The 26,833-nt window shown below is 57.7% G+C and carries 26 protein-coding genes; 10 read left to right on the forward strand and 16 right to left on the reverse strand.

The genetic code is table 11. From position 1 onward, the window contains the following. Positions 1–41 precede the first annotated feature (41 nt). The 3 genes from ACR0LL_RS06765 to ACR0LL_RS06775 are packed head-to-tail and all read right to left on the reverse strand — an operon-like array spanning position 42 to position 3,763. Entirely contained in the window at positions 42–440 is a 399-nt protein-coding gene (locus ACR0LL_RS06765) for a DUF2147 domain-containing protein (RefSeq protein ID WP_480584962.1), read from the reverse strand. Between the two features lie 58 nt (positions 441–498). Then, positions 499–2,322 (reverse strand): ABCB family ABC transporter ATP-binding protein/permease, encoded by a 1,824-nt coding sequence (locus tag ACR0LL_RS06770; RefSeq protein WP_480584965.1) that lies wholly within the window; start codon positions 2,320–2,322, stop codon positions 499–501. 58 nt (positions 2,323–2,380) lie between these two features. After that, positions 2,381–3,763: a LysM peptidoglycan-binding domain-containing protein gene (locus ACR0LL_RS06775; protein ID WP_480584968.1), complete on the reverse strand. Its 1,383-nt coding sequence runs from the start codon at positions 3,761–3,763 to the stop codon at positions 2,381–2,383. A gap of 127 nt (positions 3,764–3,890) precedes the next feature. Here ACR0LL_RS06775 and ACR0LL_RS06780 point away from each other — a divergent pair, with 127 nt between their 5' ends. Further along, positions 3,891–4,442: an LOG family protein gene (locus ACR0LL_RS06780; RefSeq protein ID WP_267366848.1), complete on the forward strand. Its 552-nt coding sequence runs from the start codon at positions 3,891–3,893 to the stop codon at positions 4,440–4,442. 104 nt (positions 4,443–4,546) lie between these two features. Here the strand turns inward: ACR0LL_RS06780 and ACR0LL_RS06785 are convergent, their stop codons facing one another. Next, a complete protein-coding gene (locus tag ACR0LL_RS06785) occupies positions 4,547–5,425 on the reverse strand; it encodes a metallophosphoesterase (RefSeq protein WP_480480305.1) in 879 nt (292 codons plus the stop codon). Between the two features lie 4 nt (positions 5,426–5,429). After that, positions 5,430–6,029, reverse strand: coding sequence for a superoxide dismutase (locus ACR0LL_RS06790; protein ID WP_170704218.1), 600 nt, complete (start codon positions 6,027–6,029; stop codon positions 5,430–5,432). A 100-nt stretch (positions 6,030–6,129) separates the two neighbouring features. Here ACR0LL_RS06790 and ACR0LL_RS06795 point away from each other — a divergent pair, with 100 nt between their 5' ends. Then, positions 6,130–6,891, forward strand: coding sequence for an FkbM family methyltransferase (locus ACR0LL_RS06795; RefSeq protein ID WP_480584971.1), 762 nt, complete (start codon positions 6,130–6,132; stop codon positions 6,889–6,891). 33 nt (positions 6,892–6,924) lie between these two features. On the opposite strand, the gene ACR0LL_RS06800 is transcribed toward ACR0LL_RS06795, so the two are convergent. The 5 genes from ACR0LL_RS06800 to ACR0LL_RS06820 form a co-directional block, all read right to left on the reverse strand. Continuing rightward, positions 6,925–7,485 carry a hypothetical protein gene (locus tag ACR0LL_RS06800; RefSeq protein ID WP_480584974.1) on the reverse strand — a complete coding sequence of 187 codons (561 nt, stop codon included), beginning with the start codon at positions 7,483–7,485 and terminating at the stop codon, positions 6,925–6,927. A gap of 263 nt (positions 7,486–7,748) precedes the next feature. Next, positions 7,749–8,315, reverse strand: a complete 567-nt coding sequence (locus tag ACR0LL_RS06805; RefSeq protein ID WP_480584975.1) for a sarcosine oxidase subunit gamma — start codon at positions 8,313–8,315, stop codon at positions 7,749–7,751. Beyond that, complete coding sequence (locus tag ACR0LL_RS06810) at positions 8,308–11,322, reverse strand: sarcosine oxidase subunit alpha family protein (RefSeq protein WP_480584978.1); 3,015 nt, start codon at positions 11,320–11,322, stop codon at positions 8,308–8,310. The genes ACR0LL_RS06805 and ACR0LL_RS06810 overlap by 8 nt, the downstream gene beginning before the upstream one ends. Positions 11,323–11,389: 67 nt before the next feature. Further along, positions 11,390–11,719, reverse strand: a complete 330-nt coding sequence (locus ACR0LL_RS06815) for a sarcosine oxidase subunit delta (protein WP_480584981.1) — start codon at positions 11,717–11,719, stop codon at positions 11,390–11,392. A 75-nt stretch (positions 11,720–11,794) separates the two neighbouring features. Continuing rightward, positions 11,795–13,039 carry a sarcosine oxidase subunit beta family protein gene (locus tag ACR0LL_RS06820; RefSeq protein WP_267365236.1) on the reverse strand — a complete coding sequence of 415 codons (1,245 nt, stop codon included), beginning with the start codon at positions 13,037–13,039 and terminating at the stop codon, positions 11,795–11,797. A 176-nt stretch (positions 13,040–13,215) separates the two neighbouring features. On the opposite strand from ACR0LL_RS06820, the gene ccmI reads away from it, so the two are divergent. The 3 genes from ccmI to ACR0LL_RS06835 are packed head-to-tail and all read left to right on the forward strand — an operon-like array spanning position 13,216 to position 15,149. After that, a complete protein-coding gene (ccmI, locus tag ACR0LL_RS06825) occupies positions 13,216–14,436 on the forward strand; it encodes a c-type cytochrome biogenesis protein CcmI (RefSeq protein ID WP_480584984.1) in 1,221 nt (406 codons plus the stop codon). Further along, the gene (gene ruvX, locus ACR0LL_RS06830) at positions 14,433–14,897 is read left to right on the forward strand and encodes a Holliday junction resolvase RuvX (protein WP_267365234.1); all 465 of its coding nucleotides are present in this window, start codon (positions 14,433–14,435) and stop codon (positions 14,895–14,897) included. The genes ccmI and ruvX overlap by 4 nt, the downstream gene beginning before the upstream one ends. Positions 14,898–14,915: 18 nt before the next feature. Beyond that, a complete protein-coding gene (locus tag ACR0LL_RS06835; protein ID WP_480584986.1) occupies positions 14,916–15,149 on the forward strand; it encodes a DUF1289 domain-containing protein in 234 nt (77 codons plus the stop codon). A gap of 621 nt (positions 15,150–15,770) precedes the next feature. On the opposite strand, the gene ACR0LL_RS06840 is transcribed toward ACR0LL_RS06835, so the two are convergent. From ACR0LL_RS06840 to dusA, 4 genes are read right to left on the reverse strand one after another with little or no spacing between them, the layout of a single operon-like run. Beyond that, positions 15,771–16,499 carry a SpoIIAA family protein gene (locus tag ACR0LL_RS06840; RefSeq protein WP_480584988.1) on the reverse strand — a complete coding sequence of 243 codons (729 nt, stop codon included), beginning with the start codon at positions 16,497–16,499 and terminating at the stop codon, positions 15,771–15,773. A 36-nt stretch (positions 16,500–16,535) separates the two neighbouring features. Then, the gene (locus ACR0LL_RS06845) at positions 16,536–17,318 is read right to left on the reverse strand and encodes a hypothetical protein (RefSeq protein WP_480584991.1); all 783 of its coding nucleotides are present in this window, start codon (positions 17,316–17,318) and stop codon (positions 16,536–16,538) included. After that, positions 17,315–18,139 carry a sulfite exporter TauE/SafE family protein gene (locus tag ACR0LL_RS06850; protein WP_480584994.1) on the reverse strand — a complete coding sequence of 275 codons (825 nt, stop codon included), beginning with the start codon at positions 18,137–18,139 and terminating at the stop codon, positions 17,315–17,317. The genes ACR0LL_RS06845 and ACR0LL_RS06850 overlap by 4 nt, the downstream gene beginning before the upstream one ends. A gap of 18 nt (positions 18,140–18,157) precedes the next feature. Then, complete coding sequence (dusA, locus tag ACR0LL_RS06855) at positions 18,158–19,165, reverse strand: tRNA dihydrouridine(20/20a) synthase DusA (protein WP_480584997.1); 1,008 nt, start codon at positions 19,163–19,165, stop codon at positions 18,158–18,160. Between the two features lie 400 nt (positions 19,166–19,565). Between dusA and ACR0LL_RS06860 the strand changes: the two genes are divergently transcribed. The 5 genes from ACR0LL_RS06860 to ACR0LL_RS06880 all read left to right on the forward strand — a co-directional run bounded on the left by ACR0LL_RS06860 (position 19,566) and on the right by ACR0LL_RS06880 (position 25,624). After that, entirely contained in the window at positions 19,566–20,885 is a 1,320-nt protein-coding gene (locus tag ACR0LL_RS06860; RefSeq protein WP_480584999.1) for a glutamine synthetase family protein, read from the forward strand. A 59-nt stretch (positions 20,886–20,944) separates the two neighbouring features. Then, the gene (locus ACR0LL_RS06865) at positions 20,945–21,625 is read left to right on the forward strand and encodes a type 1 glutamine amidotransferase (RefSeq protein WP_480585002.1); all 681 of its coding nucleotides are present in this window, start codon (positions 20,945–20,947) and stop codon (positions 21,623–21,625) included. Next, positions 21,625–22,983: a glutamine synthetase family protein gene (locus ACR0LL_RS06870; RefSeq protein WP_209596891.1), complete on the forward strand. Its 1,359-nt coding sequence runs from the start codon at positions 21,625–21,627 to the stop codon at positions 22,981–22,983. The genes ACR0LL_RS06865 and ACR0LL_RS06870 overlap by 1 nt, the downstream gene beginning before the upstream one ends. An 8-nt stretch (positions 22,984–22,991) precedes the next feature. Further along, on the forward strand, positions 22,992–24,296 hold the full coding sequence (locus ACR0LL_RS06875) for an NAD(P)/FAD-dependent oxidoreductase (RefSeq protein ID WP_480585005.1): 1,305 nt from the start codon (positions 22,992–22,994) through the stop codon (positions 24,294–24,296). Positions 24,297–24,409: 113 nt separating this feature from the next. Further along, positions 24,410–25,624 (forward strand): DegT/DnrJ/EryC1/StrS family aminotransferase, encoded by a 1,215-nt coding sequence (locus tag ACR0LL_RS06880; RefSeq protein ID WP_267365379.1) that lies wholly within the window; start codon positions 24,410–24,412, stop codon positions 25,622–25,624. A 48-nt stretch (positions 25,625–25,672) separates the two neighbouring features. On the opposite strand, the gene phaR is transcribed toward ACR0LL_RS06880, so the two are convergent. Both phaR and ACR0LL_RS06890 read right to left on the reverse strand, forming a co-directional pair. Continuing rightward, complete coding sequence (phaR, locus tag ACR0LL_RS06885) at positions 25,673–26,224, reverse strand: polyhydroxyalkanoate synthesis repressor PhaR (protein ID WP_267365377.1); 552 nt, start codon at positions 26,222–26,224, stop codon at positions 25,673–25,675. 135 nt (positions 26,225–26,359) lie between these two features. Beyond that, the gene (locus ACR0LL_RS06890) at positions 26,360–26,806 is read right to left on the reverse strand and encodes a phasin family protein (protein ID WP_209503426.1); all 447 of its coding nucleotides are present in this window, start codon (positions 26,804–26,806) and stop codon (positions 26,360–26,362) included. Positions 26,807–26,833: the final 27 nt, after the last annotated feature.

A 26,833-nucleotide genomic window follows, 5' to 3' on the forward strand; every position in this document is an offset into this window, starting at 1 on the left:
ATGAAAGGACCGGGATTTCCGGTCCTTTTCGTTTTCTGTCGTCACAATCTGGACCATGTCTGGTGCGCGCAAATCGCGTGTTCACAACCTTTGACCATGAGCTTGTTTCCCTGCAACGTCATCTGTGGAACAGCGTCAACGTCGATCAGGGGAACCCAGAACTCACCCCCGCCGTATTTTCCACCGCCTTCGCTGGACACATCCCAGAACAGCTTTTTCCCAATATTCGGCGTTTGAACTTCTTTGCCCGATGAATCAAAAGCCGAAAGTATCGTGCCGCAGAACTTGTCCGCGCAGGCGGATATCTGGATATGCGAGATCAGGTTCTTTCGATCAGGCTCGGTCTTCCACACACCCTCAATCGGGTCAGCTGCGACCATAGCCGGAAGAAGAACCGCAACAGCGACAGGTACTATTCGTCTTGCTAATCCATTGATCATGGCGTTCACCTTCATGCGCGGCGCATCCTAGCATATTCCGCAGGGCAAGATGAGCCCCTCAGGCGGCCTCACTGTCCGACTGCTGGCGGTTCCACAGTTGAGCATATCGCCCAGACCGTGCCAACAGCTCGTCATGTGTGCCCTGTTCGATGATCTCACCGGCCTCAAGAACAACAATCCGATCAGCCTCGGCAATGGTGCTGAGGCGATGGGCAATCGTGATCACGGTCCGACCTTCCCCTGCGCGCGCCAGCGCATCCTTGATGTCCTGTTCCGTGTCGGTATCCAGGGCCGAGGTCGCCTCGTCCAGCAACAGGATCGGAGGGTTCTTCAGCAATGTCCGCGCTATGCCAACCCTTTGCTTTTCGCCGCCGGACAGTTTCAGACCGCGCTCACCTACCATGGTGTCGTACCCGTCGGGCAGCGAAGTGATAAAGTCATGAATCTGAGCGGCGCGGGCTGCGGCCTCGACATCCTCAGGGGTGGCATCGTCGCGCCCATACGCAATGTTGTAGCGAATGGTGTCGTTAAACAGCACCGTATCCTGTGGCACAACGCCGATCGCTGCATGCAGGCTGGTCTGGGTCACATTCCGCACATCCTGCCCGTCGATCTTCAGCGCGCCTTTGGTCACGTCGTAAAACCGAAACAACAGCCGCCCGATGGTCGACTTGCCAGACCCAGTCGCCCCGACGATTGCGACCGTCTGTCCGGCCGGAACCATCAAGGAAACACCCTTGAGGATTTCCCTTTCGGGGTCATACCCAAAATGCACATCTTCAAGTGTGACCTCACCACCTTTGACCGCAAGCTCGGGTGCATCGGGCTGATCGGTGACTTCGGCAGGTTGTTCGAGCAGATCAAACATCTGCCCCATATCAACCAGCGATTGCCGGATCTCACGATAGACCGTCCCCAGAAAGTTCAGCGGTACGGTGATCTGGATCATGTAGGCGTTGACCATGACAAAATCGCCCACGGTCAGGTTTCCATTTTGAACGCCAATTGCGGCCAGAACCATAACTCCGATCAGACCGCAGGTGATCAGGAAGGATTGGCCAAAATTCAGAAACGCCAGCGAATAGGCGGTTTTCAGCGCCGCCCCGGCATAGGCTTTCATCGACACGTCGTAACGTGCAGCTTCGCGGGCTTCCGCGTTGAAATACTTGACGGTTTCGAAGTTCAGCAAACTGTCAATGGCGCGCTGATTGGCTTCGGTGTCCTGATCGTTCATCTCACGCCGCAGCTTTACCCGCCATTCGGTCACCGCGAAGGTGAACCAGATGTAAAGGCCGATGGTGACGGCGACGACCACCAGATACCAGACATCGAACAACCACATCAGGATGATCGCAACCAACAACAGCTCAAGGATCAGCGGCCCGATCGAGAACAGCAGGAAGCGCAGCAGGAATTCAACGCCTTTGACGCCCCTCTCGATGATACGGCTCAACCCGCCGGTGCGGCGCGAGACGTGATAGCGCATGGAAAGGTTATGGATATGTCTGAACGTCTCCAGTGCCAGCGCCCGCAAGGCCCGCTGTCCAACAGGGGCAAAGGCGGCGTCCCGCAATTGCTGGAACCCAACTGTCATCATGCGCGCCACGCCGTAGGCAACCGTCACACCCACTGCGCCCAGCGCCAGCGGCGGCACGCCTTCACCTGCCAACGAGTCAACGGCGCCTTTGTAAAGGATCGGGGTATAGACCGCGATCAGTTTGGCCAGAACCAGCATCGCCATCGCGATAACCACGCGGCGCTTTACCCAAACCTCGTCCTGCGGCCAGAGGTAGGGCGCAACCTTGCGGATTGTCCGCCAGCCTGAACTGCGCTCGCCGCTCTGCACCCCGTCACTCGAGGCCATCGGAGATATTCGTCTCATCACGTACCTTGTCTGCGGTCAGAGAAAGGCTCTGGCCCGCAAAGGGCCAGCGCGTTGATTATTCCGGTATCGTAAAGATTTGCCCCGGATAGATCAGATCCGGGTCGCGGATCAAGTCGCGGTTGGCTTCGAACAGGCGCACATACAGGATGCCATCGCCAAAGCGGTCACGCGAGATCGCCCACAGCGTGTCACCCCGCTGCACAGTGACCGACCGGATTGCCGGGGCATTGTCCTGCGCGGCCGTTCCGTCACCGCCACCTGATGCTGCTTCCAAAACTTCCACAGGTTCGCGTTTGAAGGGGGTTTCGACCCGGCTGAGGACCTTCCCGTCCGTGTTCACAGCGTCAACACGCAACGTGTAAACACCGGGGTCGATGCCGTCCAAATCACTCCGCCAGGATCCATCCTGTTCCGGAGCGAGGTCGGCAACCAGACGATTGTCCAAATACACCCTGATGGCCGCCCCGTCCTGTACTCGCCCGGTCAACTGGACATCACCGGTTTCGGAATACCCGATGGTATCCAGCGCGACCTGTTCCGGCGGGGTATCCCGAACCACGGGCGGTTGCACGAGTTCAACACCTTCTTCGCCCGACCGCAGTACCGCGATCTGCTGACCCGTTTCAGATGTCTCTGCCGACTGGTCGGCAACCTGCGCTTCGCTGGCTTCTGGCGCGGTCGCCACAGGGTCTGATGTTTCGGTCTCAGCTGGGGTTTCGGTCTCTGGATCGACAACCGCCGAGGCTATCTGTTCTTCAGCTTCGGTTGTTTCGCCCTGATCGGCAGCATCAGTTTTCTGCGCAACCGGCTCTTCCTCGACCGGCTTCGGCAGAGCGGCGATCAGATAGTCGTCAGACCGGGTTGTTTGCCCGCCGCTTTTGCTGTGCAGGATTAGCCCCTGCGCGGCATCGCTGAAGGGGATCGAGACGAACTCGGCGAATTGCCCGCTGCTGTCCACCGTGAATGTATGCACGGTTTCACCGTTCAGCAGAACCTCAATCTGACTGCCCGGTTCGGCGTCACCTGACAAAAGCGCCGTTCCGTCCGCTTCAACAAAAATCTGATCCAAAACCGGGAGGGGCGCGGGTGCCTGTGCATTCTCTTCCGTCGGGGCCGTTGTGGTATCTGTGTCTGAAACAACATCTGTTGCCGCAGCCGTATCTTCAGCGGGATCAGCGGTTGGTACCTCATCCGGTGTCACGGCGGCCTGCTCAGCTGGTTCTGTTGTGGCGATTTCCGCGGGCGCTTCGGCGGCTTGTTCCTGCGGCTGCGTGGCCGTAACAGACACGGGTTCCTGCGGTGCACCCGCCTCAGGCTCTGGCGCTTTGGTGAAAGCGCCGGACAGATACAAACCCCCAACACCCAGCACGGCAACCAGACCCGCAATCACACCCCAGACAAAATTGCCCGAGCTTCCGTTTCCCGATTTGGCGTCCATTGTTTTCCTTTCACCCCGCCGTACAAAAGCTTTGTCTTCAAAAGCCTTCCAGCGGACAGTTGAGCCAATCTATCAATCCCGCTATCAGGGGTCAAAACCTCTGACACAACCCCGGAGCGTCTCTTTCATGTCTCAGAAATCCGTCTGTGTGTATTGCGGGTCACGCAATGGGGCCGAGAAAGCTTATTCTGAAACCGCGCGACAGTTTGGCAGCCTGCTTGCGCAGGAAGGCTGGCGGCTGGTTTACGGTGCCGGAGATGTCGGGCTGATGGGCGAAGTTGCCCGGGCCGCGCAACAGGCCGGTGGAGAGACCTTTGGCGTCATTCCAGTACATCTGGTCAAACGAGAGGTCGGCAAGACCGACCTGACCCATTTCGTGATCACCGAAACCATGCACGAGCGGAAAAAGGTCATGATCATGAACGCTGACGCCGTTGTTGTCCTGCCCGGTGGGCCGGGATCACTGGACGAGCTTTTTGAAGCGCTGACCTGGCGGCAGCTGGGCCTGCACGACAAACCCATCGTCATCGTCAATGTGAACGGCTATTGGGATGCGTTGAAAACCCTGTTGCATCAGGTGATCGGGCAAGGCTTTGCAGATCGATCACTGGGTGACTTTGTCATTTGGGCTGAAGATGCAGAAACAGCGATGACGGCCCTGCGCGACAAGCTGCGGTAAACCCGGCAGGTCGCGAAAGTGTCTGACCGAACGCAGCTGTGCATCGTTGCCGCACATATGCGGGCAAGACATTGGGCTGGTCGATTTGGTGAAGCCTCAGGTCTTTAGGCAGACAGTTCGATAACCGTGATCTCGGGGGTTACACCAAATCGAACCGGAAGAATGGAACATCCAATGCCGCCGGACACAACCAGATCACGCCCGCCTTCGCGCACATGCCCATAAGCATATCTGTTGCCGTATTTAGAGGGCACGATCGGCGACCAGCCAAACAGACGAATCTGACCGCCATGCGTATGACCGGATAGCGTCAAAGCCACCCTGTCGGGCACTTGAGGGAAGATGTCGGGCTCATGCGCCATCATCACAACCGGGGCATCATCGGTGATTTGCGCCAGTGTCCCCGACAGATCATCCAGCCCCTGCGGTTTACCGTTTCGCCAGATCGCAAGCTGATCTTCAAGACCCGCCAACCAGAAACCAAGAGCTTCTAGCTTGATGGCGGTATTCGACAAAACCGTAATTCCGCTCTGCTCCAGCGCATCGACATATTGGTTGGGGCCAGCACCACGGCGCTGCGCCTGCCGGTCATCCCACCAGTCGTGATTGCCAAGTACAGCAAAGACGCCGTTCTTGGCCTCAAGGTTGGCAAGAACCGGTGCCAGATCTTTCATTTCGACAGGACGCAAAACGCCTTTGTGGCTTGCGAAGAAATCACCCAGAAGCAGGATCATATCCGGCGCAAGCGCATTCGTACGCCGTACCACCTGTTTTATTCGGTCCAGCCCGACCAAAGGTTCGCCCAGATGCAAATCTGCCAGTACGGCAATCCTGAGCGGCGGCGCAGTCCAATCCTCTCGCCGGACGCGCCATTTTCGCACGCGCAGCCGCAGGGCGGGTTCGATGAAAAACCCGTAGACTGATGTGATTAGGCCTGCCAGCGTCACCGCCAGCAGGCCTTTGATAAACCGGCGTCGGTTCAATGACTTACATCCGCGACGCGACGTTTTCCCAGTTCACCAGATTGTCGAGGAAGTTCGACAGATAAGCCGGACGTTTGTTGCGGAAGTCGATGTAGTATGAGTGTTCCCAAACGTCACAACCCAGCAGCGCAGTCTGACCAAAGCACAGCGGATTCACGCCGTTTTCAGTCTTGGTCACGGCCAGCGAGCCGTCAGCATTCTTGACCAGCCACGCCCAGCCCGAGCCGAACTGACCGGCACCAGCGGCGCTGAACTGCGATTTGAATTCGTCAACCGAGCCAAAGCTTTCGGTCAGAGCTTTCTCAAGCTCACCGGGCATGGCGTTGTCGCCGGGGCCCATCATTTCCCAGAACTGGTTGTGGTTCCACAGCTGGCTGATGTTGTTGAAGATACCGTTCTGCGCGACGGCATTAGCGTCGTAGGTGCCAACGATGATCTCTTCCAGCGACTTGCCGTCCCATTCGGTGCCGGCGATCAGTTTATTGCCATTGTCGACATAGGCTTTGTGGTGCAGATCGTGGTGATATTCCAGTGTTTCCGCGGACATACCCTTGGCTGCCAGCGCGTCATGTGCATAAGGAAGATCAGGAAGTTCAAAAGCCATGTCGGCCCCCTGTATAAATTTGAGTTGCGGTTCCCAAGGTTAAATGCTTTGGCAGCCGCCGCAGGTCAAGGGCCGAGACAAGAAAACCCGGAGGCAGGCGATGCTGACACAGGCGCGCAAGATGTTCTACCGCGCCCGCGGTTACTATGCGGGCAACCTGAACGGTGAGCCGTTTCGTCTGGACCCTTATCACTCAAAGTTCTGGCGTAAAGCCTCCACAGGCCAGTGGGAGCCTGAAACCTTTGCTGTTCTCGACCGGTATCTTTCGCCTGAAAGCGATTACCTGGATATCGGCGCATGGATCGGACCGACCGTTTTATACGGCGCGCGCAAGGCTCGCCATGTCTGGTGTTTTGAGCCAGATCCTTCGGCCTATCGATTTCTGGCGTGGAATCTGGACCTGAATGACATTCATAACGTTTCCGCTTTGGGTGTCGCGCTGTCGGATAAGTTCGGTGTCGCCCGCATGGCCTCGGTTCGTGGTGAACCCGGAGATTCTACCAGCTCCCTTCTGCACGACGGCGCGCACGGAACCGATGCCCTGACGATTGCCTGGGATCAGTTCGCCGCAGTGAACGATCTGTCCGCCGTGTCTTTGGTGAAGATGGATATCGAAGGCGCCGAATTTTCTGTGCTGCCGACGCTGGTGCCATGGCTGAAACAACAGCGCCCTGCCCTTTATCTTTCTACACATGCGGGACTGTTGGAGCCGAAGACACGACTGGATCGTATGGAGGAATTGGCTGAGCTACTTTCGTTCTACACTCACTGCCAGACAAGTGACGAGACCTGTCGAAGCTTTGAGTGTATGACCAAAGCTTCGACACTTTCCGGCTTCAAAACATTTTTGCTGACAGGTTAAGCGCCGCAATTGACGCGACGGCTTAGTATTCGCCTAGTACAGGCCTGCAGACGCAATTGGTTTGCACGTGCCTGTCCCATATGGTCGCAGACCCACATTTGCGTGCGGGAAGCTGACCCTCATTATTATAGCATTATTGTTGGGATTGAGCGTTGCAGTATACGCGACCCTGTAGTCGCCTGTTGCCTGAGCTGGCAAAGTCACACGCCACGACAACCGATATTCCCCTTTCCCCGTTTTCTTGAATTTGGCGTCTGCCGGTGTTTCAACAGGAGTATTTGCCAGTTCATTTGACGCACGAATTGCTCCGTCATAGGCTCTTGCGCGCTTGCCGTCTGCATCAACGCTCAAAAGCACCTTGCGTGGAATCCATCCCCGATCTTGTGTGCTATGTAGGTCGCATTCATAGCTTTGCACTTCCGCCTGAGCGGCGGCAGCCAACAAACAAAAAGCCAGAAAAAAAGAAGTTAGTTTCATTAGTTTTACCATTTCTTGTGTTCTCTTTGTTTTCAACTCGCGCCCCTCGGCCGCCGGTCCTGCATTAGCAGCAGAGGGATCAAAAGAAGGGCTGTGAGAATAATGATGCTTCGTCATTACGCCCTTGCGAAAATTAGGGCCTATCCGGGAAAATGACCATGCCAGCTAAACCAAGTGCTTTGATTTGCAACCAAATTTTAAGTCAGACGCTCTTTCGCATCCAGCGCGAACAGACTGAATCACTTTCTCCAAATGGATGCAAGGCCGTCGCGCTCATAATCGTAAGCCCAGGTTGAAAAGGAATATTGAGTTGGCTGTCCTGAAAAAAGAAACCGCCCGCAATCAGCGGGCGGTCTTGTATTTTCGGGCCGAGGAAACTGTCAGTAAACGCCAACCTCACTGCCCGGTTGCGCCGCAACCTTCAGCAGTTTGAAAACGTAATCCGCTGCCGAACGGAAGCAGACCACGCGGAAGGTCTCGGCATCGTCCATCCAGAACGCACCTGCCACTTGCGCCAGGCGCGAGCGGCGGATTTGGCCGGGTTGGAAGGCCTCGGCCGACAGATCAACCGGGGCGACTTTGCCCAACACTTCTCGTGCGCTGGCGCCTGATATCGTGAATACCGCGCGGGCATCCGAGACGTTCACGGCCAGTGCGTGAGTTTTTCCCAAAGTTTTGACCATTGCGGCCAGTTTGGCCTCGACCTCGGCATAAGGGACCAGCACCAGCAGCTCGTCCGGTGACATCCAGCATACGCCGGTATCGCCGCTGACCAACGCCTCGCGCTGACCGGGTACGTTCTGTCCAGTCGCATCCTTTACGGCCTTGGCGAGGCTTTTGTCGGACAAGTCGCCGCGCAGGGTGATCATACCCTGCAGGCCACATTCCCTGACATTGGCGATGCCATCATAGCTGGCGTGGTTCAATGCGCTGATGGGTTCAGACATTCTGCTTCTCCCCGTCCTTGTCGAAGAAGATCGGGTCCACGATCTTGGCTTTGTAGGTTTTGCCGTCCGTGCCCGGGAACTCGACGATTTCACCCATCCGGTCCGGGCCGTGCTTGATCAGGCCCATAGCGATCCCTTTACCGAGGTTGGCCGAGTAATAGGTCGAGGTCACACGCCCGATCATGTTGCGCTGACCATTGGCATTCACACCCTCACCGACCGCATAGGCACCGTCCGGCAAAACTGATCCATCCACAGTCTCCAAACCGACCAATTTCCAGCGTTCTGGATCGGCCATGTGAGTCCGTGAATGGGCGCGTTTACCGAGGTAGTCCTCTTTCTTTTTCGACAGCGCCCAGTGCAGCCCAAGATCCTGCGGGATCACGGTGCCGTCGGTCTCGTCGCCGATCATGATAAAGCCCTTCTCGGCCCGAAGAATATGCAGACATTCTGTGCCATAAGGCATCACACCGAATTCCTTGCCTGCCTCCATCAGGGCGTCCCAGAACGCCTGACCCTGCGAGGCAGGAACGGCGATTTCGTAGGACAACTCGCCCGAGAACGAGATGCGATAGGCGCGGCAGTCGAACGCGCCGATCTTGCCATCGCGCCATTCCATGAAGGGCAGTGCCTCGCGGCTGACATCCATACCGCCCAGCTTTTCAAGAACCTTGCGGGCGTTCGGGCCGACCACAGCGACCTGAGCATATTGCTCGGTCACGTTGGCGACATAGACTTTCCAGTCCCACCATTCGGTTTGTAGCCATTCTTCCATGTGACCATGGATACGCTCGGCCCCGCCGGTGGTGGTGTGGCACAGCCAGGTGTCCTCATCGATGCGGGCGACCACGCCGTCGTCGATCAGAAAGCCGTTTTCCGAACACATCAGGCCATAGCGGCATTTGCCGACCTTCAGCGTGGACATCATGTTGGTGTACAACATGTCCAGAAACTTGCCTGCGTCGGGGCCTTTGACGATCAGCTTGCCCAGCGTCGAGGCGTCCAGCAGGCCAAGGTTTTCGCGGGTGTTCTTCACCTCACGGTTCACGGCGTCATGCACGGATTCACCAGGACGGACAAAGGCGTAGGTCCGGCGCCAGTGGCCGACCGGCTCCCAGTCCGCGCCGTTCTTGTCGTGCCAGTTGTGCATTGGGGTCTGACGGATCGGCTGGAACACTTCACCCCGCGCTTCACCGCCGATCGCGCCCATCGAGATGGGGGTATAAGGCGGGCGGAAGGTCGTGGTGCCGACCTTCGGGATTTCGGACTCCAGCGCATCAGCGAGGATCGCCAAGCCGTTGATGTTGCTCAACTTACCCTGATCCGTCGCCATACCAAGTGTGGTGTAACGCTTGGTGTGCTCAACACTCTCATAGCCCTCGCGCGCGGCCAGCTGCACGTCCGAGACTTTGACGTCGTTCTGGAAGTCGAGCCAGGATTTCATGCGCAGCTGGATTTCGGCGTTTGCCGGCATCAGCCAGACAGCCTCCATCGGTGCTTCTGCAGTGGTTTCGCCAACCGGAGCCTTGATGTTTTTGGGCTTGAATCCGGCCGCCTTGGCTGCGGCTTTTCCCACCGCATGGGCGTCAGTCAGAACATCGCCCAGCGCCAACGCGCCATTCGATGCCCCGGCGGCCAGAACAAAACCTTCACCATTTGCGCCCAGCGGCGGGCGCGAGGGATCGGGGCGGAAAAAGGCATTCGCGTCATCCCAGGTCAGCTTGCCACCGCAATGAGACCACATATGAACGACCGGCGACCAGCCGCCCGACATGGCCACTGCATCTGCTTCAACCTCTTCACGAGCGCCTCCAACACCTTCCTGGTTGCAGATGGCGACTTTTTTGACGCGCTTGCCGCCCTTGACCTTGGCAATGGCCTTGCCCGGATCAACGCGGATACCCAACTGGCGGGCTTCCTCTGCCAAAAGTCCAGCCGTTGCCCGTGCGTCAACAATACGCAAAACATCCACACCCGCTTGCTTCAGCGTAATCGCGGTGCGATAGGCGTCGTCATTGTTGGTGGCGACGATGACACGTTCGCCCGGGGTTACACCCCAGTTCACGGCATAATCGCGCATGGCCGAGGCCAGCATCACACCCGGAACATCGTTACCCGCAAAGGACAACGGGCGTTCAATTGCGCCGGTTGCAGTCACAATTTGCTTGGCGCGGATACGCCAAAGGCGGTGGCGCGGGCCCTGCACGCCCGGCGTGTGGTCTGTCAGGCGCTCATAACCCAGAACGTAACCATGGTCATAAACACCCGCGCCCATGCAGCGAGAGCGCATGGTGACGTTGTCCATTGTTTCGAGTTCGGAAACCAATTGCTCCACGAACTTATCCACAGGCTCATCATTGACTGTGCCACCGTCAACCGGAGCGCGACCGCCCCAATGTGCGCTCTGCTCAATCAGCAGAACCTTGGCGCCCGAAGCAGCTGCCGCCTTTGCCGCCTGTAGGCCAGCCACACCGCCACCGATGACCAGAACATCGGTGAAGGAATAGAAGTGCTCATAGGTATCGGCATCGCGGCTGTCCTTGTCAGGCGCTTTGCCCAGACCGGCAGACTGACGGATGAACGGCTCGTAGACGTGCTTCCAGAACGGTTTGGGGTGGATGAACGTCTTGTAGTAGAAGCCAGCCGGCAGGAACCGGGCGAATGCCGTATTCACCGCGCCGATGTCGTGTTCAAGGCTTGGCCAATGGTTTTGCGAAATCGCAGTCAGACCGTTGAACAGCTCGGTCGTGGTGGCGCGCTGGTTCGGTTCAAACCGGTTGCCCTGCCCCAGCCCGACCAGAGCGTTTGGTTCTTCCGCACCGCTGGCGACAACGCCGCGGGGGCGGTGGTATTTGAACGACCGGCCCATCATCATCTGATCGTTGGCCAGCAGCGCTGAGGCAAGCGTGTCGCCCTCATAGCCCTGCATCGACGTGCCGTTGAAGGTAAACGTGACCTTTTTCGACCGGTCAATCAGCCGGCCTTGTTTTGCGAGACGGGTGCTCATTGTGCGGACCTTTCGCGGGTGGAGGCGTCGGAGCCTCCGGCGGGAGTATTTTTGAAAAGATGAAGCATCAGGAGAACTCTCTCCAGGTCCATCCGGGACGCTTTGCGGCGATGGCCTCTTTGATGTCCTGCGGTGGCTCGGAGGTCTGAGCCGTGTAAGTGCCAAACACTTCAAGCGTGCTTGTGCAGCGCGCCGCGTGAAACCACTTGCCACAGCCATTGGCATGGCGCCAGCGTTCAAAGTGTAGGCCTTTGGGGTTTTCGCGCATGAACAGGTAGTCGTGGAACTCGTCATCCGACGAGCCGGGACCAAAACGCTTCAGATGCGCCTCGCCACCGGCGGCCAGTTCTGTTTCTTCGGCATCAACGCCGCAGTAAGGGCAATTCAGGATCAGCATGTTGTCATCCTTTTGGCGGTTGGTTGGCGCAGCGGCCAACCAGAATTCTGTTTCTTGGCAACCTCGGACCCACCTTCAGTGGGCAACCCCGGCGGCCACGCTTTCGTCGATGAAGCGGCCTTCCTTGAAGCGGTCCAGCGAGAAGGCCTCGGTCAAAGGTGAATGACCTGTGGCCATCAGCTGCGCCATGCCCCAGCCCGAGCCCGGGATTGCCTTAAAGCCGCCAGTGCCCCAGCCCCCATTGATAAAGCAGCCCTGCAGCGGAGTTTTCGACAGGATAGGCGAGCGGTCACCGGTCATGTCCACAATCCCACCCCACTGGCGCAGCATCTTCAGGCGCGAGATCATCGGGAAGGTTTCGACCAAGGCGCGGACGGTTTCCTCGATATGATGGAAGCTGCCACGTTGGGTGAAGTTGTTGAACCCGTCGGTACCACCACCGATCACCATCTCGCCCTTGTCAGACTGCGACATGTAGCCGTGAACGGTGTTGGCCATCACGACCACGTCCATGCAGGGTTTGATGGGTTCGGATACCAGTGCCTGCAATGCGACGGCTTCCAGCGGGAGACGGAAGCCCGCCATCTCGGCCAGTTGACCGGAGTGGCCCGCAACGACGATACCCAGCTTGTCGCAATCGATGGCACCCTTGGTGGTGTCTACGCCGACGACACGACCGTTTTCCGAGCGTACGCCGGTGACCTCGCATTGTTGGATGATATCCATACCCATCGCCGAACAGGCGCGCGCATAGCCCCACGCCACGGCATCGTGACGCGCAGTGCCCCCGCGTTCCTGCCAGAGCCCGCCCAGAACCGGATAGCGGGGACCGTCCAGATTGATGATAGGCACAAGTTGCTTGACGCGTTCCGGCCCGATCCATTCGGTCTTCACACCTTGAAGGGCGTTTGCATGGGCCGTGCGCTGATAGCCGCGAATCTCATGCTGGGTCTGCGCCAGCATGATCACGCCACGCGGGCTGAACATGATGTTGTAGTTCAGATCCTGGCTCAGATCCTCATAAAGGCCACGTGCTTTCTCGTAGATCGCCGCTGAAGGATCTTGCAGGTAGTTCGAACGGATGATCGTTGTGTTTCGACCCGTGTTACCACCACCCAGCCAGCCTTTTTCGATCACCGCGACATTCTGAATGCCGTAGTTCTTGCCAAGGTAATACGCGGTCGCAAGACCATGCCCGCCAGCACCGATGATGATGACGTCATAACGTTTCTTGGGCTCGGGCGAACGCCAGGCGCGTTCCCATCCGGTGTGATAGCGCAGGGCCTCCCGCGCGACAGCAAAGGCTGAGTAGTGTTTCATAAGCGAATCCATCCGGTTCGGTGATTGCGCGCAGATATGCCGCGCGGCGACAGTTTAACCGCGCCGCGCAACGCCGCAATATCGCACTATTGCGACATGTCGTTCATTCGCGGCCATTTGTCCCTTTTGTCGGACGCCCCACAGGTCTAAGTCAGGGCAGTATCTTCGGAGGGGCCATGACGTTCTGGGTTCTGATTTTTCTTGTCGCGCTTCTGATTGCGGCATTTCTGAGCTTCACATTGCTGCGCAAACGCCGCGGGGATGAGCCTGCGGCGGCGTACGATCTGCGGGTGTATCGCGAACAGCTGACCGGTGTGGACCGGGATCTGGCGCGCGGCGTGATTGGTGAGGCAGATGCGGAACGGGTCCGCACCGAAATCTCCCGACGAATTCTTGCCGCTGACGAACAGATGAAAAAGGGTGGCTCGGGTGCCGGGCCATCTCGGACCGTCTCGATTGTGACAATCCCGGTTGTCATGCTGATCATCATCGGGGGCGCGATGGCGATGTATCATCGTATTGGCGCCGTCGGGTTGCCCGACATGCCCCTGACCGCGCGACTGGAACTGGCCGAGGAGGTCCGTGCCAATCGTCCGTCCCAGAGCGCCGCAGAAGAACTGGCAACCCCACCTCAAGCGGCCCAGCTTGACGAAAATTACGCGTCCCTTCTCAAGCAGTTGCGAGAGACCGTTGCGGCCCGCCCGGATGATTTGCAGGGGCAGATGCTTTTGGCGCAGCATGAGACCAATTCAGGGAACTTCAAGGACGGATATACCGCGCAACAAAGGGTGATCGAACTGTCAGGCGACGCAGCCACAGCCGAGCATTACGCGGATTTTGCCGAGATGATGATCCTGGCTGCGGGTGGATATGTGTCGCCCGAAGCTGAACAGGCCCTTGCCGAAGCTTTGAAACGCGATCCTCATCACGGTCCGACCCGGTATTACTGGGGGCAAATGCTGGTTCAGACAGGTCGACCAGACCTTGCCTACCGCATTTGGGTTGAAACGCTGAGGGAAGCCCCAACAGGCGCACCATGGGCAGGCGCGATCCGGGATCAGATAGATGAGTTGGCCTTTCGGGCAGGGGTTTTCAACGCACCGGACCTGAGCGCTCCGTCCGGCCCAAGTCGCGAAGACATGGCCGCAGCAGCGGAAATGAGCCCCGAGGAACGGCAGCAGATGATTCAGGGAATGGTGGATCAGTTGTCCGACCGCCTGGCGACAGAAGGCGGCGCGCCCGAGGAATGGGCTCGTTTGATCGCCGCACTGGGTGTTCTGGGTCAGGGCCAACGGGCCATGGACATCCACAATGAGGCGCTGGAGGTGTTTGCCGGAAACACCGAGGCGTTGCAGATCGTTGATGCCGCAGCCCTGCAAGCCGGGATTGCGAAATGATCCACGACGTGTTCGAAGACTTCGCCAAGGCGCTGCCCCCGATGCAAGCGCTGATTGGGCTGGATCTGGGCGAAAAGACCATCGGTGTCGCAGTCTCCGACCGGATGCGGGGCGTGGCCAGCCCGTTGGAGACTGTAAGGCGCAAGAAATTCACACTCGATTCCGCCCGGTTGATTGAAATTGCTACGGATCGCGAGATTGGCGGCATTTTGTTGGGTCTTCCCAAAAACATGGACGGCACAGAGGGGCCGCGCTGCCAATCTACGCGGGCATTTGCGCGAAACCTGTCCCGTCTGACGGAATTACCTATCGGATTCTGGGATGAACGGTTGAGTACGGTTGCGGCAGAAAAAGCACTGCTTGAGGCGGATACGTCACGAAAACGTCGCGGACAGGTTATTGATCACGTTGCAGCAGGTTATATCTTGCAGGGAGCGCTGGACAGGCTGCGCTTTTTGTAACAGGTCGGAGACCGATCGATGACGAACATGGTTTGGAAGCGCAAAGAGGTCGAAAGCCCTTGTGTCCAGATTTGTGTTGTCCATCCAGCCGAGCGTATCTGCACCGGATGTTACCGCACGATTGACGAGATCTCTCGCTGGTCCAGGATGGACAGCAGCGAACGCGCTGAAATCATGAACGACCTGCCGTCTCGTAAACCGCGGCTCAGCAAGCGGCGCGGCGGGCGTGCCACTCGCATGAATGGCTCCTGACCGATCAGCCTAGACGTTTTGATGACATTTCTGCCGGCTGTGCAGCGCTTTTCGGGATAGGCGCGTTCGGCGCGGTGCCCCGTAATTCTTTCTGAAACAGAAGCGCAATCTCGGATTGGCTGGTTTTGGACCGCCGATCATCATTGCGCACGCATTCCGATTGCAGCACGTCAGCCGCACGTTTGGTCTTTCTGGTATTAGTGAGTCTTCCGATCAAAGTCTTAAGTGGCATTGCGGACGTCCCGTTTCCAGTAACCGTGCCACTGCGGGTCGAGTTCGAGCTCCGAGGGGGTCTAGCTCTTGAACATTGTGGTTCAACGTGAGTGGTAACCCGCAGCGACAGGGTGTGGCTAAAGGTATTTCCCGTCACAAGTAGGGGGAAAACACGCGGCCTTTGATCGTTTTTGACGCCTCAATCAAGAAAAACTCACAAAAGCACATAATTTCCTTACGTCACTTTTCGATCCGACTTTGCCAAGACTGGGAAAGTTGGGGCTGAAGCTGTGAAAATCCGCGGTCAGTAGCCGAATCATGCCTGACATCGCACAACCGGATCAGTGGCTGCGTCACGAACTTGACCGATTGGGTGATGCCTGCTCAGGCGTTTCACAGTCGAGGGTTTTATCCGGCGGCAAGCCATGCCCTGGCGTTGTCGTATTCTTCAGACGGGAAAAACTGAGTCCGGGTTCCCAAAACATGGCTCGCGACCTTCTGCGCCATACGCTGCCAGCTTTTGTCCCCAACGATGGCAGCTCGGTCCAGTTGTCCGATATGCCGGCTGGCCAACCGAAAATGCGCCGCAAGCGCTGACAGCCCTTGCCAGCCGTCAAACTCCCTGAGGTCTATCAGCAGGCGAAACCCTGGCCGGTCCTGTAACAATGCATCCAGATCACGTTCTGCCTGTTTGTACCATTCAGGGTCCAGCTTGCCCAATAGGCTGATCTGAACACATGGGCCGCTCAGGTCAGTCACGTGGATCGATCCCAGGGACTCACGCATCCAGCGTCGGGCCGCCTCAAGCTCGACCAGATCGAACACCTGAACCGGACAGGGCAGAATGGGGGCCGCCAGACGAACGCTTGTCTGCACCCAGCCCTGGTCAGCAACAACAGCGATCCGGTCGAAACCTCGCCAATGGCTTAAACCCAGCTTGGTGTCGGACCAGGCCGCGCCCAGATCGTACCCCTGGAATTCAGGTTGTATTATCGCCAGTAGCCGAACCGTGTCATGTTCGGTCAGCGCAGCCTCGATCGCGGGAACCAGAGTATTGGCGTAATCGGCGCTGGTCACTTGCCCCGACAACTCGACTTCTATGAGTGCACCGTCAGAATTCGTATGAACCGTCATCATCGGTCAAAACCTCCAAAGCCAAATAACGACAGGACGTTAGGCGGATTCGATCCATTCGGCTACTCCACCGGAGCATTCGGGGCGGAAATAGGCGATCATTCGACCATCCTGCCCCGCCGTCGCCCCTTCGGCCCAAGGTGCAACCCCGTGCAGGCAATGGCGGTGCAGCAGATAGGCCTCTCCCGGCTTTGCAGGCACCTCGATCCTTGGGCAGGTCGCAAACACCTCGCGACGGGCGGATTGGTAGATATCCGTTATGTCAACGTCGTGCAGGACCTCAGGCGGCATCCCTTCAAGCGCCTGCCTGAACGCGGCCCGTAGAATGTCATGACTGCCGTCCCACACCACCATCGGAGACGCGTCTGCGCTGGCCTCGGTCAGTGGAATGCCCAGAATCCAGGCATGAGGTTCATCAACCCGGCGGCGGCGATCCGGCCCTGTTGGGCGCAAACCGTCCACATGGGCCGCATCCCTGTTTCGACGGTACCGGGTGGCCGCTTCATTCTCACCCCGGCGCGGGCGCGGATAACCCGGATAAACAACAGAAACCTGCCCCTTGTGCAGCGGTAAATCTCCAAAGTGTTTGTCGATGAATGCCATGGCCTTGCCATTCAACGGCCCGGACTGCCCGACCCTGCCCTTCGTGTCATTGGGCAGTGCGTCGACACCGATGAACCACGTCCCTTCGCAATCCAACCATTCCGCATGGGCTGGATCCTTTGTAGACGCCCGTGCGGCAGGCAAAGCGTGGTTCACCCATTCGGCCAGCACCGGATCATACGGGAATTTCACCCAGCCCCGGGCCGAAAAATCGCTCATAAACCCACGGCCTTGCGCAGCATGTTCAGCGCGACCAGCGTCAGGAACACGGCGAAGACACGTTTCAACGGTTTTGGGTCCATTGCATGGGCCAGCTTTACCCCCCAGGGCGCGGTGATCATTGTCATTGCGACAACGATCCCGAAGGCCACAAGATTTACCGCGCCAATGGTCAACGGGGGGCGATGCTCGGGCGCGATATCCACAAACAAGAACCCAATGACCGACGGTACGGCGATGATCACGCCAAACCCGGCCGCGGTCGCGACCGCGCGGTGGATAGGGGTGTTATAGAGGCTCATCAGCGGCACACCGAAACTGCCGCCACCGATGCCCATCAGAACGGAAAGAAACCCGACCAGAGGGGAAAGGACGGCCCGTTTGATACCGCCGGGCATTGCGTCGCCCAACCGCCATTCTGCGCGACCCAACCCAAGATAGGCACCGATCACCATGCCCAGAATTCCGAACAGTGCCTGCAAAGCCTCGGTCCGCAGCGCCGATGCGACCAGCACTCCGACAATTGCGCCGACGACAATACCCGGCCCCCAACCGCGCAGGATATCCCAGTCCACCGCACCCTTCTTGTTGTGGGCAAGAACTGACCGCATCGACGTTACAATGATCGTGGCCAACGACGTCGCCAAACAAAGCTGCATCAATTGCGGGCCGCCATAGCCAAGCGTCTGAAACGCATAGAAGAACGCGGGGACCAGAACGATACCGCCGCCCACTCCCAACAGCCCGGCAAGCACACCGGCCAGCGCGCCGATCACAAGCAAAAGGCCCATCATCTGGGCCAGCAAAATTGTCTCGGGCATCGTCCCCCCTTTTGCCGTTTAAACCTCGACCATCGGCGCTATGTGGTTCAGGGCCTGTAGCATGACTTCTGGCCCGGCCCCTTCATGCACGGCCCCTTCGGACAAGGCGCGCCGCCATGCCCGCGCACCGGGACGCCCCGCAAAGAGACCCAGCATATGCCGCGTGATCTGGTGCAAACGCCCGCCATTGGCAAGGTGCCCCTCAACATAGGGCACCATTTCTTGAACAACCGTCATCGGATCGCGAACGGTTCCAACGCCAAATATGCGCCGGTCAGCATCTGCCAGGATATCACCGGGTTGATGATAGGCCGCCCGACCGATCATGACACCGTCAAGACCCGCGTCCAGATGTGCTGCTGCTTCATCCAAGCTGGCGATACCACCATTGATCGATATATGCAGATCCGCAAACGCGGCTTTCATCCGATGCACAAGGTCATAATCAAGCGGTGGAACATCGCGGTTTTCCTTGGGGCTCAACCCCTGCAACCACGCCTTGCGCGCATGGATCGTTACTCTTTGACAACCTGCCGCACTGATCTGCTCAAGAAACGCAGGCAGAGCTTCTTCGGGCTCTTGATCATCCACGCCGATGCGGCATTTGACCGTGACATCCACATTTACCGCGTCGCGCATTGCTGCGACGCATTCTGCAACCCGCGCCGGATCTTTCATCAGAACCGCCCCGAAAGTACCAGACTGCACCCTGTCCGACGGGCACCCACAGTTCAGATTGATCTCATCATATCCTGCATCAGCACCCAAACGCGCCGCTTGCGCCAGCTCCTCCGGATCGGACCCACCCAACTGCAAAGCCACGGGATGTTCCTGCGGTGAATGGTCCAACAGATGCAGCGCCCCACCCCGAACAAGCGCCGGTGCGGTTACCATCTCGGTATACAGCAGGGTTTCCGAGCTAAGCAGTCGATGAAAATACCGACAGTGGCGGTCGGTCCAGTCCATCATCGGCGCAATGCTCAGCGTGGCATGGTGTTGAATGTTATCTCTTCCACGTGCAGTCAACTCAACCATCCTCAAGAGTACGAAACCCGCAGCTATCATAGAAAAATCGTCGAAATAAGCCAATTTTTGAGGAGTCGCCAAAAGAAGCTGCTTTGCGGGTTCAGGCGTCGCATCAAATCCGATCGCCGCGCTTTCAACACTGGGAAAATCTAACCACTCTCTGACTTGCCGCAGACAACACCATTGTGGAATATGTTCAATGGATTAACAGATACTCCCATGGTGTTTTCACTGCTGGAAATGCGAGACGCGAGCTTTGTCGGCAGGACCACTTTTGCACTCAACCAAAAACTATGTCGAGCAGCCACATCTGACCCAAAAATCAAAATTTGATCAAATTTGGTGACAAATCCGATCCATTGAAGTACATCACGGGGAAACAGAATTGACGGAGCCCCAAATGGACCTGAGCGCCCTGCACAGTTTTCGTGTGACTGCCTGTGACCTGAACGGTCAGATGCGGGGCAAGCGCGTGCCCCCTGAATATGCGAGCAAGCTGGAGAAAGGCGCAGTGCGAATGCCGTTCTCGGCGCTCAATGTCGATCTCTGGGGCGCGGACATCCACGGCAGCCCGCTGGTGTTTGAAACCGGCGATGCTGATGGCGTGCTGCGACCAACCGACCGAGGCCCGGTGCCTGTCCCCTGGCTTCCGAAAGAAACGGCGCTGGTTCCGATGAGCTTGTATGACGATGCAGGCACTCCGTTTGCGGGTGATCCGCGTCACGCTCTGTCTGCCATTCTTGACCGATATGCCAAACGCGGTTGGTCGGTCGTCGCGGCGACCGAACTGGAATTCACACTCATCGATGCCTCGGGCGCGCAACCGCAACCCCCGTTGAACCCGATCACCGGGCGCCGCCTGCTGCACGAATCCGTTCTGTCGGTCGCTGAAATGGACGCGTTCGAGGATTTCTTTACAGACCTCTACGATGGTTGCGCCGCCATGGACATCCCCGCGCAAACCGCCATCTCGGAAAGTGGCGTTGGCCAGTTCGAAATCAACCTGAATCATCAGGATGCCATGCGCTGCGCCGACGATACGTGGCTTTTCAAGGCGTTGACGCGCGGCCTTGCGCGCAAACACGGGTTTGCCGCAACATTCATGTCAAAACCCTATGCCGATGATGCAGGCAATGGGATGCATGTGCACTTCTCAGTGCTGGACCAACGCGGGCGCAATGTGTTCGACAATGGCGGGCCTGAAGGGACCAGCATTCTGCATTCCGCTGTCGCGGGTTGTGTGGCGGCCATGCCAGGCAGCACGTTGATTTTTGCTCCGCATGGCAATTCATACACGCGGCTTGTACCGGGCGCGCATGCGCCGACCGGGGCCTGCTGGGCCTATGAGAACAGAACAGCCGCAATTCGCATCCCGGGCGGGGCACCAGCAGCGCGGCGCATCGAACACCGCGTCGCGGGTGGTGACATCAACCCTTACCTGATGCTGACGGCGGTATTGGGCGCAGCCCTTGTCGGGATCGAAGACGGCCTGCACCCCCCTGCCCCGATCATAGGCAATGCTTACGATATTGAAGACCTGCCCCAACTGATGCCGGACTGGGCAACTGCAATTGACAGGTTTGAAACCGACCCCCTGGTCGCCCGACTTTTCTCGGCTGACCTGATCCAGTACCTGACCATGACCAAGCGACAGGAAGTTGAACGATTTGAACGCATCACTCCTGAAGATCACTGGCTGAGCTATCTCGAGGCGGTTTGACCCCCCTTGCCGCCTCATTCGGACTCAGCTAGAGTGAATTTGATCAAATTTGGTGACACATGAAAATCGGCATATTACAAACCGGCCACACACCAGATGCGTTGCATGGCGAATTCGGCGACTATGATGAGCTGTTTCCTGCACTTCTCGGTGGCAACGGATTCGAGTTCCAGACCTTCGCCGTAGTCGACGGCATATTCCCAAGCAGCGCGGATGACGCAGATGGCTGGGTCATTACCGGTTCGCGCCACGGCGCGTACGAAGACTTGCCATGGATCGCCCCACTGGAAGACTTGGTCAGAGAGATACAGCAAAGCGGAAAGCCACTGATCGGCGTATGCTTTGGGCATCAGATTATCGCGCAGGCACTGGGCGGCAAGGTCGAGAAATTCAAGGGCGGTTGGGCTGTCGGACGCACTGAATACGAGTTTGACGGCAAAACAGTCTGGCTGAATGCCTGGCATCAGGATCAGGTTGTCGAGCTACCCGAAGGGGCGCGCGTTCTGGGTCAGAACGCATTTTGCGAAAACGCTATGCTGGCTTATGGAGACACGATCTGGACGGTTCAGGCCCACCCCGAATTCACCAATGGTTTTGTCGCGGGCCTGATGCGCACACGGGGAAAAGGCGTCGTCCCCGAAGACCTGATGCGCGAGGCCGCAAATCGCGAAACCGCTCCGGATGACAACGCCACAATCGCGCGCCATATGGCCGAGTTTTTAAAGAAAGAGAGAGCCTGATGGCTGATTGGACTGATAAACTGCCGGAAGCCGCCAAAGCCTATTTCCACGGACAGCGGCTGGACGAGGTTGAATGTATCATCTCGGACCTTCCCGGAATTGCGCGCGGCAAGGCCGTGCCTGCCACGAAATTTGCCAAGCAATCCTACTTTCACTTGCCCGACAGCATCTTCTTCCAGACCATCACGGGGGACTGGGGTGAAGCCGCGGGTGACGACGGGTTCATCGAAAAGGACATGATCCTGAAGCCCGACTATTCGACGGCTTCAGCCGCGCCCTGGACCGGGGACTGGACGCTGCAGGTGATCCACGACGCCTATGACCGGGATGGTGATCCGATCCCTTATAGCCCACGCAACGTGTTGAAACGCGTGGTCCAGCTGTATCACAACCGAGGCTGGAAACCGGTTGTTGCGCCAGAGATGGAGTTCTTTCTGGTCGCCCCCAACGTCGATCCCGCACAGGAAATCAAGCCGATGATGGGGCGTTCTGGCCGCCCCGCTGCGGCGCGGCAGGCGTATTCGATGACTGCGGTGGACGAGTTCGGCCCGGTCATCGACGATATCTATGACTTTGCCGAGCATCAGGGGTTCGAAATCGATGGCATCACCCAGGAAGGCGGTGCGGGCCAGTTGGAGATCAACCTGCGCCACGGCAACCCGGTCAAACTTGCTGATGAGGTTTTCTACTTCAAACGCCTGATCCGCGAAGCGGCATTGCGGCATAATTGTTTTGCAACCTTCATGGCCAAACCGATCGAGGAAGAGCCGGGTTCGGCCATGCATATCCATCATTCGATTATCGACATGGAGACCGGCCAGAACATCTTCTCGGGCCCGCAGGGCGGCGAAACGGACGCGTTCTATCACTTCATTGCCGGGTTGCAGAACCATCTGCCCGCCGGTCTGGCCGTGATGGCACCTTATGTGAACTCGTATCGTCGTTACGTGAAAGACCACGCGGCGCCGATTAATCTGGAATGGGCTCGCGACAACCGCACTACAGGCATTCGCGTTCCTCTGTCCGGACCTGAATCGCGCCGTGTCGAAAACCGCATCGCCGGTATGGATTGCAATCCGTATCTGGGCATCGCCCTGTCGCTGGCGTGCGGCTATCTGGGTCTGGTCGAACAGGAGCGTCCGCGTCGTCAATTCTATGGTGACGCCTATGAAGGCGAAGGGGATATCCCGCAGGTCATGGGCGATGCGTTGGATCTGTTTGACGAAGCCACAGCCCTGCACGAAATCCTTGGCCCCGAGTTTGCCCGTGTCTATGGCATCGTGAAACGGGCCGAGTATGAAGAATTTCTGCAGGTCATCTCTCCGTGGGAACGGGAACATCTGCTGATCAACGTCTGAGACTTTTCGTGAACCTGCTCTATTCCAATGACCGCAAGGGCGAATACCCTGCCAGCTGGTATGCCGCGACGGCAAACCCAACGGAACGCTTTCCTGTTTTGGCCGAAGATATTACGGCGGATGTCTGCGTTGTGGGCGGCGGCTACACAGGCCTGTCCGCAGCATTGCATCTGGCCGAGGCGGGGTTCGATGTCGTTCTGCTTGAAGCCCACCGTGTCGGATTTGGTGCCTCAGGGCGCAATGGTGGCCAGCTGGGCAGCGCGCAGCGGATGGATCAGGAAGACCTTGAGCGTCTTGTTGGCGACCCGAATGCCGCAAAGCTGTGGGACCTGGCCGAAGACGCCAAGGATCTGGTCAAATCACTGATCGCCAAGCATCAGATCGCGTGCAACTTGCAACCCGGTGTCGCGGTTCTGGGTCTGTCAGCTTCGGAACGAAAAGAGCTGCATGACCATGCAGGCCATCTGTCCGACCGGTATCACTATGACCAGATCAAGCTGCTGGATGAAGACGAAGGCCACAAACTTTGCCCCTCACCCGCTTATATGGGTGGGTATCTGGACATGGGGGCCGCTCATCTGCACCCATTGAACTTTGCGCTGGGGTTGGCTCAGGCCGCTGCCAAAGCGGGTGTTCGCATTTTTGAGGGCACCGAAGTCATCGATATTGACGAAACCCGGCCTGCCTTGATCCGGACCGTCAGGGGGAACGTAAGGGCCGACCATGTTGTGCTGGCCTGCAATGGCTATCTTGGCAATCTCAACCGGACCGTCGCGGCCCGTGTCATGCCCATCAACAACTTCATCGCAGCGACCGAACCCCTTGGCAGCGAGGCTGCGCGGGTCCTGACGCAGGATGTCGCGGTCGCGGATACCAAGTTCGTGGTGAACTATTTCCGCCTTAGCGCCGATGGCCGGCTTTTGTTCGGTGGCGGCGAAAGCTATGGCTATCGTTTTCCTGCGGATGTCGCTGCGAAGGTCCGCAAGCCGATGACCGAGATTTTCCCACATCTGCGCGATGTCAAAATCGACTACGCTTGGGGTGGGACGCTGGCCATTACCATGCGGCGGATGCCTTATCTGGTGCGTATCGCACCCAATATTCTGTCTGCTTCCGGCTATTCCGGTCATGGTGTAGGCACCGCGACCCATGCCGGGCAACTGATGGCGCTGGCCATTCAGGGACAGGCAGAAGGGTTCGATACAATGGCGCGCGTGCCAACCCTGCCCTTCCCCGGCGGATCCGCCCTGCGCAACCCGCTGCTGGTACTGGCAATGACATGGTTCGCCTTGCGGGACCGGCTTGGGATCTGATCCACGTTACTTGTGACAAATTGGTGAATTTCCGCTGGCGCGGCGATTGAGGGCTTGGATTGCCACCTGAATAGCTTTATCTTTACCAAAGATAGAATTCGGGAAATCCAAATATGACGCTTCCACCAAACGTTCATGACGCCGAACCCATCCCAGAAGCAGCGAAAGAAGCCATCGACGCCCTGATGCAGTCGGGCGACTTGTTTCGTTATACCGCCCCGCAAGATGCCCCGGTGTCTTTGCTAGAGGCCGAGTTTGCCGAACTTCTGGGCACAAAATACGCTCTCGCTGTTTCATCCTGTTCTGCTGCGCTGTTTCTGTCACTCAAGGCACTGGGTTTGCCGCGCGATGCGCGCGTCCTGATCCCCGGCTTCACATTTGCCGCGGTTCCCTCGTCAGTCATTCACGCGGACTGCATCCCGGTTCTGTGCGAAGTGAGTGAGAATTATCGCATCGACATGGCCGATTTCGAGGCCAAGCTCGACAGCGTTCAAGCGGTTATCATCAGTCACATGCGCGGCCACACATCTGATATGGACGCGATCATGGCGCTGTGCGACGCGCGTGACATCCCGGTTATCGAAGACGCTGCGCATTCGCTGGGCACGACCTGGCATGGCAAAAATATCGGAACCATCGGCAAGGTCGGCTGTTTCTCGTTTCAGTCCTATAAGATGATCAATGCGGGCGAAGGCGGTATTCTGATCTCAAACGATGCTGATCTGGTGGCCCGTGCCGTCATCATGTCGGGCGCGTACGAACATAACTGGAAGAAACACAAAGGACCGCACGGCGACAACTCGCCCGAGCTGGAAGAGGCCTTCGCTCGCTGGCAGAACAAGTTGCCGCTTTATAACCTGCGTTTGAACAACCTGAGCGCCGCTGTTATCCGCCCGCAGATCCCAGAACTGGCCCGTCGTGTTCGCGACGGTCTGGCGAACCACGACTATGTTGCCGGACGCTTGAATACCTCACCCCATATCAACGTGCCCGCGCCCTTGCTCCCCGAACAGCGCGCGCCGGATTCGATTCAGTTCAATCTGGTTGGGTTGCAGGAACACGAGATTCGCGCATTTGCCGCCGCATCCGAGGCACGCGGTGTCAAAGTTCAGGTCTTTGGCCTGAGCCAGGACAATGCGCGCGCCTTCTGGAACTGGCAATTCCTACCGGAAACGTTCGAGCTTCCGCAAACACGTGACATGCTGATGAAAGCGTGTGACGTCCGACTGCCCGTACGCCTGACGCGCGCAGAGCTGGACGTGATTGCAGATATTCTGCTGGCCGCCGTTGGCGAAGTGACCGGCCCAATGCCGGTCTACGGTACCTGAGACTAGAACTGGCTCACTTAAATGGTGGGCCTTTTCCTCCGGCACACCTTAATTCAGTTTCGAAAGCTTCTGTTGAAGTTCGGCCAACTGTTTCTTGATATCGTCAAGATCCTCTTTCGGCTCTGACTTTTCACTTTCCTTCTCTGGCGAGGACCATCTGCCAGACAACCCACCTGTCATAGCCTTCAGAAATGCCTGCTGCTGTGCTTGCAACGCTTCAAAACCCGGCATCTGGGACATCGGGTTCATAGCGTTCATGTTTTCCATCATCTTGCTTTGGCTTTCGCGCAGCATATCGAACGAGCTTTGCAGGAATTGCGGCATCATGCCCCCGCCCGGCAGCATGTAGCTGCGCACCAGATCATTCAGAACATTGACCGGCAGCACATTCTCGCCGCGGCTTTCATGTTCAGCAATGATTTGCAGCAGATACTGCCGTGTCAGGTCGTCGCCGGATTTCAGGTCGATGATCTGTACTTCGCGCCCGTCACGAATGAATCCCGCGATATCTTCGAGCGTCACGTAATCGCTGGTCTCGGTGTTATACAGCCGACGGCTGGCATAGCGCTTGATCAGCAGCGGTTTTTCTTGGTCCGACACCGTGTTCCCTCCCCAAGGATGATGCGTTGCAGCACAGGTTATGCGAGTGCAGCACAAAAAGAAAGGGCAGGTCAATGGACCTGCCCACCGCGATTGCACCTATAGGGAGGGTCGGGTGCGTTTCGCTGACTTTTCTTACTTCGCAGCAGCAGCTTTTTTAGCGGCTGTGGTCACGTCGTTGGTTGCTTTTTTAACAGCAGCGGATGCTTCTTCCGCAGCTTCTTTACCAGCAGCCATCAGCAGTTCGACGGTTTCGGTCTGAACTTTTTTTGCGATTTCTGCGAAAGCGGCCATGTTCTCGGCTGCAACTTCAGCGGACGCGCTTGCGAAATCGGTTGCTGCTTTTGCATAGTCGGCAGGCTCTGCCTTGGCTTTCGACATCTCGGTCAGTTTGGCCAGCGTGTCTTTGGTCCATTTGCTCGAGATCTCTGCCGATTTCTCAGCTGCTTCCAGAGCAACGCCCGACAGCTTTTCGTTCAGCGAAGCGGTCGATTTGAATGCGCCTTCCATTGCGGTTGTGTCCACAGGGAATGCACCCATCATGTCTTTCATGATCGCGGTAAAGTCTTGGGTCTTAGCCATTGTCATAATCCTTTTAGCCAGTCCGGG

The organism is Ruegeria sp. AI2, from assembly GCF_056541275.1.